This window comes from Spongiibacter sp., from assembly GCF_041602295.1.
Classification (GTDB): domain Bacteria; phylum Pseudomonadota; class Gammaproteobacteria; order Pseudomonadales; family Spongiibacteraceae; genus Spongiibacter.
In genome coordinates this window covers 24,732-37,780 of record NZ_JBFIGO010000004.1, presented here as the reverse complement: position 1 = coordinate 37,780, position 13,049 = coordinate 24,732, and the positions used below count along the sequence as shown (strand labels likewise).

Below are 13,049 nucleotides of genomic sequence, written 5' to 3'. Positions count from 1 at the left end.
TGAGGCGCGACGATGTTGCATGAAAATTTTGTCCACCTGCGCGTGCACTCCGAGTATTCTTTGGTGGACGGCTTGGTGCGCGTTAAAGAACTGTGTAAGCACAGTTCTGCGATGGGCATGCCGGCGGTAGCGCTGACGGATCTGTGTAATTTCTACGCGCTGATTAAGTTTCAGAAGGCCGCTCAGGGGGCGGGGATCAAGCCTATATACGGCAGTGACCTGTTGCTGCGCGACGATGATGACCCCGAGCAAATCAGTACCTTGTGCCTGTTGGTGCAAAACGAAACGGGCTACCGCAATCTCACCGAGCTGATTTCTCGCGCCTATTTGGAGGGGCAGTGGCAGGGTAAGGCCTATGTCTACCGCAGCTGGGTCGAGCAGGCGAGTGAGGGGCTTATTGCGCTGTCCGGCGGTCGAGAGGGCGATGTTGGTCAGCTGCTGATTAACAATAAGCCAGAGTTGGCGCGCCAGCGTTTGGATCGCTGGCTGTCGGTATTTGGTGACCGCTATTACCTAGAGCTGCAGCGCACTGGACGCGCGAATGAAGATGACTATCTTCACGCTGCAGTGAAGCTGGCCGAACACAGTGGCTGCCCGGTGGTGGCCACTAACGATGTACGATTTATCAATAGCGATGAATTCGAGGCCCACGAAGCGAGGGTTTGTATTCGCGATAGCCGCGTACTTGATGATCCGCGGCGGCCGCGCAGTTACAGCGACCAGCAATACTTGCGCAGTCCTGAGGAAATGCTGGAGCTATTTGCGGATATCCCCGAGGCGTTGGAGAACAGTGTAGAGATCGCCCGCCGCTGTAATCTGACGATACATTTGGGTACCTATTATTTGCCGGAATACCCCATTCCGGAGGGCTTGACCCAGGAGCAGTTCTTTCGTGAACTCTGCCACAAGGGCTTGGATGAGCGACTGGATTTCCTGTTTGATCGCAGCGCGCCAAATTACCCAGAGACTGAGAAAGAGTATCGCGACCGGCTGAATTTTGAGCTCGATATCATTTTGCAGATGGGTTTCCCGGGCTACTTCCTCATCGTGATGGACTTTATCCAGTGGGCCAAGGATCACGATATTCCGGTCGGGCCGGGGCGGGGTTCCGGTGCCGGCTCACTGGTCGCTTACGCACTGAAGATCACCGATCTCGACCCCATTGAATACGACCTGCTGTTCGAGCGCTTCCTGAACCCGGAGCGGGTGTCGATGCCAGACTTTGACGTCGATTTCTGCATGGAGGGGCGCGACCGGGTGATCAGCTATGTGGCCGATAATTACGGACGCGACGCGGTGAGCCAGATCATTACCTTTGGCACCATGGCCGCCAAGGCGGTGGTGCGCGATGTCGCGCGGGTGCAGGGCAAGTCTTACGGCCTGGCGGACAAATTGTCCAAGCTGATTCCCTTTGAGGTGGGCATGACGCTGGCCAAGGCTTTGGAGCAGGAGCCGGCGCTGAAGGAGTTTCTCGACAGTGACGAGCAGGCTCATGAAATCTGGGACATGGCCGAACAGTTAGAAGGCGTGGTACGCGGCGTTGGCAAGCATGCCGGTGGCGTGGTTATTGCGCCGAGCAAGCTGACCGAGTTTGCGCCACTGTTTTGCGACGAGGCCGGCGGCGGCCTGGTTACCCAGTTCGACAAGAACGATGTGGAAGACGCCGGCTTGGTTAAGTTCGACTTCCTCGGCCTGCGCACCCTAACCATCATCGATTGGGCGTTGAAAATCGTCAATGCCCAGCGCGCCAAAGTCGATGAGGAGCCGCTGGATATCATGGCGATTCCGCTGGAGGACGCGCCGACATTCAATTTGTTGAAGTCGGCGGAAACGACGGCGGTGTTTCAGTTGGAATCGCGCGGCATGAAGGAGCTGATCAAGAAGCTGCTGCCCGACTGTTTTGAGGACATTATCGCACTGGTGGCGCTGTTCCGCCCCGGCCCACTGCAGTCGGGAATGGTTGACGACTTTATCAACCGTAAGCACGGTCGCGCCGAACTGGCGTTTCCGCATCCCCAGTATCAGCATGAATGCCTGCGGCCGATATTGCAGCCGACCTACGGCATCATTCTCTATCAGGAACAAGTTATGCAGATCGCCCAGGAGATGGGCGGTTACACCCTTGGTGGCGCCGACCTGTTGCGCCGGGCGATGGGTAAGAAAAAACCCGAGGAGATGGAGAAGCAGCGCGGCTTGTTCTTGGCCGGGGCGGTGGAGAAGGGCTTTGATCGAGAGCTCGCCTCCAATATTTTCGACCTGATGGAAAAGTTCGCCGGCTACGGCTTTAACAAGTCGCACTCGGCGGCCTACGCACTGGTTTCCTATCAGACGGCCTGGCTGAAGACGCATTACCCGGCGCCGTTTATGGCGGCGGTGATGAGCTCGGAACTCGATAACACCGATAAGATTGTGGTGTTTATCGAAGAATGCCGGGAGATGAAGCTGGACTACAAGCTGCCCTCGGTCAATGAGGGTGAGTATATGTTCACCGTCAATGACCGCGGTCAAATTGTTTATGGCTTGGGGGCGATCAAGGGGCTTGGCGAGGGCCCTGTGGAAAGTATTATTGCCGCGCGCAACAGCGGCGGGCCGTTTAAAAACCTGTTTGATTTCTGTGAGCGCACCGATCCGCGCAAGGTGAATAAGCGGGCGATTGAGGCCTTGATTCGCAGCGGCGCCTTTGACGACCTGGGTGAGGATCGCGCGGTGTTGATGGCGGCAATGCCCGAGGCGGTGCAGGTGGCTGAACAGGCCGCGCGCAATGTTGAAAGTGGCATGGTGGACTTGTTTGGCGAGACGCTGGCAGCCGATAATCGCGATGTTTACGCGGCGTTTCGCGATGTTCGCCGCTGGACTACCAAGGAGCGCTTGCAGGGTGAAAAAGACACCTTGGGGCTGTATGTTACCGGTCACCCGATTGATGACTACGAGGCTGAGCTGAGGCGCTTTGTGCCGCGGCGCATCGTCGACCTGAATCCAGAAAAACACCCGCAGACGGTTGCTGGTCTTGCGGTTAATATGCGCACGATGAAGAATAAGCGCGGCGACACCATGGCGTTTTTGCTACTCGATGATCGCAGTGCGCGTATCGAGATAGCGCTGTTTAGTGATGTTTATGAAGAGTGCCGGGAGCAGCTAGTCAAGGACGCCGTGCTGGTCGTGGAAGGTGTCTGTAGCTTTGATGAGTACAGCGGCGGTAAGAAAATGCGTGTAAAGTCTATACGCAGTCTTGCCGAAGCCCGAGAACATCACGCCAAGGAACTGGAAGTGGCCTTGGATGCAGCGTGTTGCAGCAGTGAACAGTTGCAGAAGTTAAAGTCGGCGCTGGGCCCGGTGCGAGGGGGGAGCTGTCCGGTGGTGATTCGCTATCGGCGACCCGAGGGTGAGGTGCGCCTGCGTTTGGGGAGTGAGTGGCGGATTCTGCCGCAAGAGGATGTTTTAATCCGCTTGCGTGAAGACTGCGGCGCAAATAACGTGGTGATCAATTACGATTGACGTATAATCACCGCCATGAATAGTCCGAATTTCTTTCTTGAATGCTGTCGGGCTGAAGTCAACAGAGCGAATAATACAGAGCGATGAACCCGAATTATCTCGATTTTGAACAGCCTATAGCCGAACTGGAAGCCAAAATAGAAGAGCTTCAGCTGGTTGGTAACGACAATGACATCAATATTGGCGAGGAAATTGCCAAGCTCAAGGATAAGAGTAGCAAGCTCACTGAGAAAATTTTCTCCTCACTGCGCCCTTGGGATGTGGTGAAGATTGCCCGCCATCCTATGCGCCCGTATACGCTGGATTATATCCGCCGTATTGTCACCGATTTTGACGAGCTGCACGGTGATCGACACTTCGGCGATGACTCTGCAATCGTTGGCGGTATCGGCAAAATTGATGGCAAGCCGGTAATGATTATCGGTCAGGAGAAGGGGCGGGGCGTCACTGAAAAAGTAAAGCGCAACTTTGGTATGCCCAAGCCTGAGGGCTATCGCAAGGCGCTGCGCCTGATGGAAATGGCCGAGCGCTTCAAATTGCCCATTGTTACCTTGATTGACACGCCGGGGGCCTACCCGGGTATCGATAGCGAGGAGCGGGGAATTTCTGAGGCGATTGCGCAGAACTTGGCGGTCATGTCGCGGTTGAGTACGCCGATTGTGTGCGTCGTTATCGGTGAGGGCAGTTCCGGTGGGGCGCTGGGTATCGGTGTGGGTGACCACATTGCGATGCTGCAGTATTCCACTTACTTTGTTATCTCTCCGGAGGGCTGTGCCAATATTATTTGGAAGAGCACCGAGTATGCTCCCGATGCGGCGGAGGCTATGGGGTTGACGTCGACGGTCTTGGAGGAGTTGGGGATTGTTGACGCCACGATTCCCGAGCCGCAGGGCGGCGCCCACCGGGATATTGACGCCAGCGCGGAAAGTGTCAAGGCGCATATCCTGGCGCAGCTGGAGCGTTTGCAGGCTCTGCCGGAAGACGAGTTACTGGAGACCCGCTACCAGCGTCTGATGTCCTACGGCACGGTGTAGTGCGCGGTGGTGCGCGAGCGGGCTGTGGTCGCTAGACCGGATCTGCTCGACGGGCTGCGTGCGTCGCTGGCTGGCGAAGCGTCGCCGCGTCGTTACTGGTTGGCCTACAGTGGCGGTCTTGATTCCCGGGTATTGTTGGAGCTGTTGCTCGCGCTGAGGCGGCAGCAGCCAGATTTCCCCGATCTTCATATCATCCATATTCATCATGGCTTGCAGGCCGAGGCCGATGCCTGGGCGCAGCATTGTCAGCAGCTGTGTGACGCTCTCCAGCTGCCTTGTGAAGTGCGCCGGGTGCAGCTCGATAGTCACGGTGTTGGGGTCGAGGCGGCTGCAAGGCAGGCGCGTTATCAGGTATTTGAGCAGCTGCTTTGCGAAGGCGATGTGCTGTTGCAGGCCCATCACCTCGATGATCAGTGCGAGACGCTGATGTTGCGCTTGCTGCGTGGCGCTGGGCCGGAGGGTTTGGCGGCGATGCCGCGGCGCCGGCCGCTGGGTAGGGGGCAGTTGTTACGGCCGTTGTTGGGCGTTTCCCGTGCGCAGTTGCTGGCCTGTGCCCGGGAGTGGGGGCTGCGTTGGCAGGAGGATCCCAGTAACGCCGACGTGTGTTTTGATCGCAATTATCTTCGCGCTGAGGTCATGCCGAGGTTAGAGCGGCGTTGGCCGGCTTATCGTCGCAGTTTGGAGCGGGCTGCGCTGCTGCAAGCCCGGGCGGCGTCCTTGCTCGACGAATACTTTGAGCAGGATCTTCAGCCTCTGCTGTGTGGAGGGGGCTTGGTCATAGATGACTTGCTGGCGCTGCCGCCTTCTCGCCAGTTGGCGTTGCTGCACTATTACTTGCGCAGTCGTTGGCAGTTGAATTTAGAGCAGGCGCAGCTGCACAGCTTCGCGGAGCAATTTTTGTCGGCGCGCCGGGATGCCGCGCCGGTATTTTGTGTGGGCCCTTGGCGATTTTATCGTTACCGTGGCCGGCTGTTCGGGGAGGCGGTGGAGCTACACACTCGGTCGCATTCTGAGCCCTTGTCGTGGGACTTGTCCGCGCCATTGCCGTTGCCCCAGGGGCGCTTGAGTGCGCATCGCGGGGGGCACTTCGTGCCAGCTGGTCCGCTCACGGTGCGTTTTCGCTGTGGTGGTGAGCGCTGCCAGTTGGCTGGTGAAAGTCATAGTCGCTCGCTCAAGAAACTGCTGCAGGAGTGGGGGGTGCCGCCATTGCGCCGTCAGCGCCTGCCTTTGCTCTACTGCGGTGAGCGCTTGGCGGCGGTTGCCGATATGGCTATTTGCGAGGGATTTTATACCCCGGCCTCCGAAATGGGCTGGCAGCTGAGCTGGCGGGATGCCGCCGGGCGCTGACCGGGGGGCTTGGCTCTGCTAGAATGCGGCGCTCGTAAATAGGGCGCTGATCATGACTCAGGGTAATACTCTCGACAATATTCGTATCGTACTGGTGAATACCTCTCACCCCGGTAATATCGGGGCTGTGGCGCGGGCGATGAAAAACATGTGCCTGTCCCAGTTGTATCTGGTGGCGCCGCGCAAGTTTCCCCATGATGAGGCAACCTGGCGGGCTGCCAGTGCCGGCGATATTCTCGATAATGCGGTGGTCTGCGAGACGCTGGATGAGGCGATAGCCGATTGTCAGCTGGTCGTGGGCACTAGTGCCCGCGAGCGCACGGTACCCTGGCCGTTGTTGGACCCCCGGCACTGTATGCAAGAAGCCTATAAAGAGTCGGTGGGTGGGCACCGGGTAGCGCTGATGTTCGGTCGCGAGGATCGCGGGCTGACCAATGAAGAGCTGCAGCGCTGTAATTTGCATGTGCACATCCCGGCCAACCCCGAATACAGCTCCCTGAATATCGCCATGGCGGTGCAGGTCATGGCCTATGAGCTGCGCATGTTGCAGGTCTCCGGCGACCTGGATGCTAATGCGATGGCTGAATGGGATCAGCCGGTGGCCGATGCGGAAGCCTTGGAGCGTTATTTAGTGCACCTGGAAGAGACGCTCTATGACATCAATTTCCTGCGCCCTGAGGCGCCTAAGAAGCTGATGTTGAGGTTGCGGCGCCTCTACCAGCGAACCCGTCTCGATGAGATGGAGGTCAATATTTTGCGTGGTATTTTGACTTCGACTCAGTCCTGGGTGCGCAAGGTGCGAGAGTCCGAGTCTGGGGGTGGAGACGAAGGCCGCTAGCCGTTATAATGCCGCGCCTTTCTTTGTGATTGCCGTGATCTGCGGTGGTCTCCCCTTCCTAAAGTCCGAGTAATTTAATCGGGTAAATAGTTGATAGAAATACTCGGTTATTGCATAATCTCTATTACGGAGAATAGGTGCAATTATGCGATTGACGACAAAAGGACGATACGCGGTAACCGCGATGCTGGACTTGGCGCTCTATGGTGATCAGGGGCCTATCAGTCTGGCTGATATTTCTAGTCGTCAGGATATTTCGCTGTCTTATTTGGAGCAATTGTTTGCCAAGTTGCGCCGTCGTGAGTTGGTGTGCAGCGTGCGCGGCCCCGGTGGGGGTTATCGCTTGAGCCGCCCTGGTGACAGTATTTTTGTTGCAGAGATTATTGATGCGGTCGATGAGCGTGTCGATGCCACGGGATGTTCTGGTCACAGTGATTGTCAGGATGGTCACACTTGTCTGACTCATCACCTGTGGTCTGATCTGAGTGATCAGATACACCATTTTCTCAGTGACATCAGTCTGGCTAGCCTGGTTCAGCGCCGTGATGTACAGGCGGTGTCGGCGCGGCAGCGTCAGCGTCGCAATGCTGAGCAGGCCATAGTGCTGACCGCCATAGATTAGCTTTTACGCAAGCACCGAGGCTGAGGTCCGGTGCGCAGTGGCCTCCCCAAAGGTGGGGGTTGGTAATTAGGAGAGAGATATGCAGTTGCCGATTTATCTGGATTACTCTGCAACCACGCCAGTTGATCCGCGTGTTGCCGAGAAAATGATGGCTTGCCTGACAACCGAGGGGGTGTTCGGCAACCCGGCATCGCGTTCTCATCTGTTTGGTTGGAAGGCGGAAGAGGCTGTGGAAAATGCCCGCCGCCAAGTTGCCGATTTGCTTAATGCCGACCCCCGGGAAATTGTCTGGACGTCTGGTGCCACAGAATCCAATAACCTGGCGATCAAAGGTGCTGCCCACTTCTACAGCAAGAAGGGCAAGCACATTATTACTTCGAAAATTGAGCACAAAGCCGTGCTCGATACCTGTCGTCAACTTGAACGCGAAGGCTTTGAGGTCACGTATTTGGATCCCAATGCCGACGGTATTATTACGCCAGAAGCCATCGAACAGGTGCTGCGCGACGACACGGTGCTAGTCAGTATCATGCACGCCAACAACGAAATTGGCACGATCAATGATATTGCCGCGATTGGCGAGTTGTGTCGCGAGCGCAAAGTGGTGTTCCACGTCGATGCCGCGCAGACGGCGGGTAAAATTCCGGTGGATATGGCAGCAATGAAGGTTGACCTGCTGTCGGTGTCAGCCCACAAATTATACGGCCCCAAAGGCATTGGGGTGTTGTATGTCAGCCGCAAGCCGCGGGTGCGCCTCGAGGCGCAGATGCACGGTGGCGGCCACGAGCGCGGCATGCGCTCCGGTACTCTGCCCACCCATCAAATTGTCGGTATGGGCGCAGCTTGCGAAATCTGCCGGCTGGAAATGGACAAGGATGCAGCCCACTCGCTGGCGCTGCGCCAGCGCTTCTGGGACGCCCTTAAAGATATTGAGCAAGTGCATGTAAACGGCTCCTTAGAACAGCGTTTGCCGGGCAACCTGAATATCAGCCTGGCCTTTGTCGAGGGTGAGTCGCTGATTATGTCGCTGAAAGACCTGGCGGTATCTTCAGGGTCGGCCTGTACATCGGCCAGTTTGGAGCCGTCTTATGTGTTGCGCGCGCTGGGATTGAATGACGAGCTGGCGCACAGCTCGCTGCGCTTCTCCTTCGGTCGCTTTACCACTGAAGAAGAAGTCGATTACGCCGTTGTCCAGGTCCGCAAGGCTGTGGAGAAACTGCGCGAATTGTCGCCGCTTTGGGATATGTACAAAGACGGTGTGGATCTGGACAGCATTGAATGGGCGGCCCACTAAGGCGGCCCAGCAGGAGGACGAGAAATGGCTTATAGCGAAAAAGTACTCGACCATTACGAGAACCCGCGTAATGTCGGTAAATTTGACGATGCCAGCGACGAGATCGGCACCGGTATGGTGGGTGCGCCCGCCTGTGGTGACGTGATGCGTTTGCAGATCAAGGTCAATGAGCAGGGTGTGATTGAAGACGCCAAGTTCAAAACCTATGGCTGTGGTTCAGCTATTGCTTCCAGCTCACTGTTAACTGAGTGGGTGAAGGGCAAGACGCTGGACGAAGCTGAGCACATCAAAAACACTGAGATTGCTCAGGAGCTGGCCCTGCCGCCGGTGAAAATTCACTGCTCGGTATTGGCAGAGGACGCCATCAAGGCGGCGATTTCTGACTATCGCAAGAAGAAAGGCGCCTGAGTCCAATGGTGGCAGAAGGCATGAAGATTTCGCTGACTGAAGCGGCGGCGGAACATATTAAGCGCCAGCTGGTTGGTCGCGGTCGCGGCTTGGGTATTCGCTTGGGGGTGAGAACCTCGGGGTGCTCAGGTATGGCCTATGTGCTGGAATTTGTCGACGAGGCACAGCCCGAAGACCGCGTGTTTGAAGCCTTCGGCGCCAGCGTCTATATCGACCCAAAGAGTTTGGTATATCTTGATGGCACTGAGTTGGACTTCGTAAAAGAAGGGCTTAACGAGGGCCTGAAGTTTAATAACCCCAATGTGTCCGCAGAGTGCGGTTGCGGGGAAAGCTTCACGGTGTGATGCCCGCATTGGGCAATCGCTGGCGCGTTTCGGCCCGGGCTGATCGCGCCTTTTTGTGTATATGGGGGGCGGGTTTTTTGCCTCTGTGGAGTCGAGTCGTGGCCGATAACAATCGACAGCAGGATCACTTCAGTCTGCTGGGTGTGGAGCGCAGTTTCGAGCTGGATGAGCGCGCATTAACGCTTAGCTACAGGGCCTTGCAGCGCAGTGCGCACCCCGATCGCTTTGCTGGCGATGACGAGCGTCAGCGTCGCTTGGCGGTGCAAAAGTCAGCGCAAATCAATGAGGCCTACGAGACCCTGCGCTCGCCAACGCGGCGTGCGGCGTATTTGTTGGAGCTTGCCGGGCAGGCGGTCGATGGCGCTGCCAAGACGTTTCGCGACCCGGAATTTTTGATGCAGCAGATGCAGTTGCGCGAGGAATTGGCCGAGTTGCACGACGCGGCCGACCCCGAGCAGGCGCTCGATGCATTTTATCGCGATGTCGATTCGGCCCTGGCGGGTCAACGCCGGGCCTTTCAACAGAGCTTTGACGCCGGCGATTTTGACGCCGCCAAAGACGGTTACGCCAAATTACAATTTCTAGAAAAGCTGCGTTATGAGGCAGAGCAGAAAGAAGGTGAATTGCTCGATTTCTAACTTTCGCCACGCGGCGGTAAACGGACAGACGTTATGGCTTTTATGCAAATTTCCGAGCCCGGGCAGAGCCCGGAACCCCATCAGCGCAAGCTCGCGGTTGGGATTGATCTCGGGACGACCAATTCCCTAGTGGCAGCCTTTCGCAATGGCAGCCTGCAAACGCTGAGCGATGCACAGGGGCAGGCGCTGTTGCCCTCGGTAGTTTACTACGGCGAAAACGCTGAGCTTGTCGTCGGCGCCGCCGCGCAGTCGCGAGCCGCAGAGGACCCTCACAACACCCTGGCCTCGGTAAAGCGCTTAATGGGGCGCAGCTATGCGGATATCCAGGCTGGCGAAATGCTTTCCACCTATGAGTTGCTGGATTGCGGCAGTGATATGGTGAAACTACAGACGCGCGCCGGCGATATGTCGCCAGTACAAGTGTCGGCTGAAATACTCAAGGTATTGGCCCAGCGCGCGCAAGACAGCCTCGGCGGTGAGCTGCAGGGGGCGGTCATTACCGTGCCGGCGTATTTTGACGATGGCCAGCGCCAGGCGACGAAAGACGCGGCTAAACTCGCTGGTTTAAATGTCCTGAGATTGCTCAATGAGCCGACGGCGGCAGCGGTAGCCTATGGCCTGGATGAGCAGGAAGAGGGGGCGATCGCCGTTTTTGACCTCGGTGGCGGCACCTTTGATATTTCGGTGCTGCAAATGAGCAAGGGCGTCTTCGAGGTGCTGTCGACGGGTGGCGATTCGGCGCTGGGCGGCGACGATTTTGACCAGGCGATAGCCGCCTGGTTTGTCTCGCAAAGCGCAGTGAGCGGGCTTGATGCCAGTCAGCGCCGTCAGCTGCTGGATGCCTGCCGCGCGGCTAAGGAAAGGTTAAGTGCAGAGGAGTCGGCGGAGATTGTCCTCGGCGACGCCCGGCTGAGTCTGAGTCGCGAGCAGTTTAATGCGCTGGTCGACCCAATGATCGACCGGGCAATCAGGGCCTGTAAGCGCGCGCTGCGCGACGCTAAATTGGCCAATGACGACATTCTCAATGTGGTGATGGTTGGCGGCTCGACGCGGGTGCCGCGCGTGCGCGAGCGCGTTGCTCAGTGGTTTGGCCGCCAGCCGCTGGTCAGTCTCGATCCGGATAAAGTGGTAGCGCTGGGCGCTGCGTCGCAGGCTGAGCAGCTGGTGGGCAATCGCAGTGGCGAGGAGACGCTGTTGCTAGATGTGATCCCGCTGTCCTTGGGGGTGGAAACCATGGGCGGGCTGACCGAGAAGGTTATTCACCGCAACACCACGATTCCCGTGGCAATGGCCCAGGAATTTACCACCTTTAAAGATGGTCAAACGGCGATGGCTATTCACGTTGTGCAGGGCGAGCGCGAGTTGGTGGAGGACTGTCGGTCACTGGCACGGTTTGAGTTGCAGGGGATTCCGCCGATGGTGGCCGGTGCGGCGCGGATTCGAGTGACCTTCCAGGTAGACGCCGATGGCTTACTGCAGGTGGCCGCCCGGGAGGAGACCACGGGCGCCGAGAGCCAGGTGCAGGTCAAACCCTCATATGGCCTGAGTGATGGCGACATTGCCGATATGCTTACCGCGTCATTCGAGGCCGCGGGAGAGGACAAGCAGGCTAGGGCACTGCGCGAGCAGCAAGTCGAAGCTGAAGCGCTGCTGCAGTCGCTGTCGGCGGCACTGTTGGCCGATGGTGAGGCCCTGCTTAGCGACGAAGAGCAGCGCGAGCTGCTGGCTAAGATGGAGCAGTTGCACAAAGAGAAAGAATCGGGAAGTGCGGCCAGCATTGCTCGCCAGATTGAAATTGTCGGCGCGGCCAGCGAAACCTTTGCTGAGCGGCGAATGGACGCCAGTATTAAGCAAGCCCTCGCCGGACGGCGGGTAGACGAACTTTAAGGAGGGCGCCATGCCGCGCATTGTTATATTGCCAAATGAAAATCTCTGTCCAGAGGGCGAGGTGCTGGAGGTGGCCAGTGGCGAAACCATTTGTGACGTTATGTTGGCCAACGGCATCGCTATTGAGCACGCCTGTGAGAAATCCTGTGCTTGCACTACTTGCCATGTGATTGTGCGCGAGGGCTTTGACTCCTTGGGTGAGGCCGATGAGCTGGAAGAAGACATGCTGGATAAGGCCTGGGGGCTAGAGCCGGAGTCGCGCTTGAGTTGTCAGGCGGTAGTGGCCGATAAGGACTTAGTGGTGGAGATTCCCCGCTACACCATCAATATGGTTTCCGAGCGCCACTGAAGCCGGGGCGTACAGTAGAGGAGGGGTGTCATGGGACTGAAATGGACGGATGTGCTGGATATTGGTATCGAGTTAGCGGAAAAACACCCGGAGACTGACCCGACGTATATCAATTTTGTCGATTTGCACCAGCTGGTGGTGGCGCTTGAGGACTTCGATGACGACCCCAAGCGCAGCGGCGAGAAAATACTCGAGGCTATTCAGGCCGCCTGGCTGGATGAGCGCGACTAGCTGCTGTAGATAGTCGCGCAACCGCGGTCTGTGGCTGCGTACCTATTTTGGTGGAATGCGCGTATAATTCCCCCGATTTTTCGGGGGCTTGCCCCAATTTTTGAACTTTAAGCCGGAGATAGTCAGATGGGCGTAGAACGCACCTTTTCCATTGTTAAACCCGATGCCGTAGCAAAAAACGTCGTGGGTGAGATTTACAGTCGTTTTGAGAAAGCCGGCTTGCAAATTATTGCGGCTAAAATGCTGCGCTTGAGCCGCGAGCAGGCTGAGGGCTTTTACGCCGAGCACAAAGGTCGCCCCTTCTTCCCAGCGTTGGTCGACTTCATGACCTCCGGCCCGGTTGTGGTACAGGTGCTGGAAGGCGAAGGTGCAATTCTTAAAAACCGCGAACTGATGGGTGCAACTAACCCAAAAGAAGCGGATGCCGGCACGATTCGCGCCGATTTTGCTGAATCTATCGATGCCAATGCGGTACACGGTTCTGATTCTGAGCAGTCTGCGGCCCGCGAAATCGCCTACTTCTTCGCGACTAGCGAGCTTTGCGAACGCGCCTAAGAGGGCC

General features: G+C 57.3%; 13 protein-coding genes. All 13 read left to right on the top strand.

Annotated elements, in window-relative coordinates:
• Positions 1-12 precede the first annotated feature (12 nt).
• A complete protein-coding gene (gene dnaE, locus ABYM29_RS01465; RefSeq protein WP_372861205.1) occupies positions 13-3,495 on the top strand; it encodes a DNA polymerase III subunit alpha in 3,483 nt (1,160 codons plus the stop codon).
• 83 nt (positions 3,496-3,578) lie between these two features.
• Positions 3,579-4,529 (top strand): acetyl-CoA carboxylase carboxyltransferase subunit alpha, encoded by a 951-nt coding sequence (locus ABYM29_RS01460; RefSeq protein ID WP_372861204.1) that lies wholly within the window; start codon positions 3,579-3,581, stop codon positions 4,527-4,529.
• Positions 4,530-4,553: 24 nt separating this feature from the next.
• On the top strand, positions 4,554-5,876 hold the full coding sequence (gene tilS / locus ABYM29_RS01455; protein WP_372861202.1) for a tRNA lysidine(34) synthetase TilS: 1,323 nt from the start codon (positions 4,554-4,556) through the stop codon (positions 5,874-5,876).
• A gap of 52 nt (positions 5,877-5,928) precedes the next feature.
• Positions 5,929-6,714, top strand: a complete 786-nt coding sequence (gene trmJ / locus ABYM29_RS01450; protein WP_372861199.1) for a tRNA (cytosine(32)/uridine(32)-2'-O)-methyltransferase TrmJ — start codon at positions 5,929-5,931, stop codon at positions 6,712-6,714.
• A 145-nt stretch (positions 6,715-6,859) separates the two neighbouring features.
• Complete coding sequence (gene iscR / locus ABYM29_RS01445) at positions 6,860-7,336, top strand: Fe-S cluster assembly transcriptional regulator IscR (protein ID WP_372861197.1); 477 nt, start codon at positions 6,860-6,862, stop codon at positions 7,334-7,336.
• A gap of 79 nt (positions 7,337-7,415) precedes the next feature.
• On the top strand, positions 7,416-8,630 hold the full coding sequence (locus ABYM29_RS01440; RefSeq protein ID WP_372861195.1) for an IscS subfamily cysteine desulfurase: 1,215 nt from the start codon (positions 7,416-7,418) through the stop codon (positions 8,628-8,630).
• 24 nt (positions 8,631-8,654) lie between these two features.
• The gene (gene iscU, locus ABYM29_RS01435) at positions 8,655-9,038 is read left to right on the top strand and encodes a Fe-S cluster assembly scaffold IscU (RefSeq protein WP_372861193.1); all 384 of its coding nucleotides are present in this window, start codon (positions 8,655-8,657) and stop codon (positions 9,036-9,038) included.
• Between the two features lie 20 nt (positions 9,039-9,058).
• Entirely contained in the window at positions 9,059-9,382 is a 324-nt protein-coding gene (gene iscA, locus ABYM29_RS01430) for an iron-sulfur cluster assembly protein IscA (RefSeq protein WP_372861191.1), read from the top strand.
• A gap of 98 nt (positions 9,383-9,480) precedes the next feature.
• A complete protein-coding gene (hscB, locus tag ABYM29_RS01425) occupies positions 9,481-10,020 on the top strand; it encodes a Fe-S protein assembly co-chaperone HscB (RefSeq protein ID WP_372861188.1) in 540 nt (179 codons plus the stop codon).
• Positions 10,021-10,053: 33 nt separating this feature from the next.
• Positions 10,054-11,907: a Fe-S protein assembly chaperone HscA gene (gene hscA / locus ABYM29_RS01420; RefSeq protein WP_372861186.1), complete on the top strand. Its 1,854-nt coding sequence runs from the start codon at positions 10,054-10,056 to the stop codon at positions 11,905-11,907.
• A 10-nt stretch (positions 11,908-11,917) separates the two neighbouring features.
• On the top strand, positions 11,918-12,256 hold the full coding sequence (fdx, locus tag ABYM29_RS01415) for an ISC system 2Fe-2S type ferredoxin (RefSeq protein ID WP_372861183.1): 339 nt from the start codon (positions 11,918-11,920) through the stop codon (positions 12,254-12,256).
• Positions 12,257-12,286: 30 nt separating this feature from the next.
• Positions 12,287-12,487: a Fe-S cluster assembly protein IscX gene (gene iscX, locus ABYM29_RS01410; protein ID WP_372861181.1), complete on the top strand. Its 201-nt coding sequence runs from the start codon at positions 12,287-12,289 to the stop codon at positions 12,485-12,487.
• 126 nt (positions 12,488-12,613) lie between these two features.
• The gene (ndk, locus tag ABYM29_RS01405) at positions 12,614-13,042 is read left to right on the top strand and encodes a nucleoside-diphosphate kinase (RefSeq protein ID WP_372861178.1); all 429 of its coding nucleotides are present in this window, start codon (positions 12,614-12,616) and stop codon (positions 13,040-13,042) included.
• Positions 13,043-13,049 lie beyond the last annotated feature (7 nt).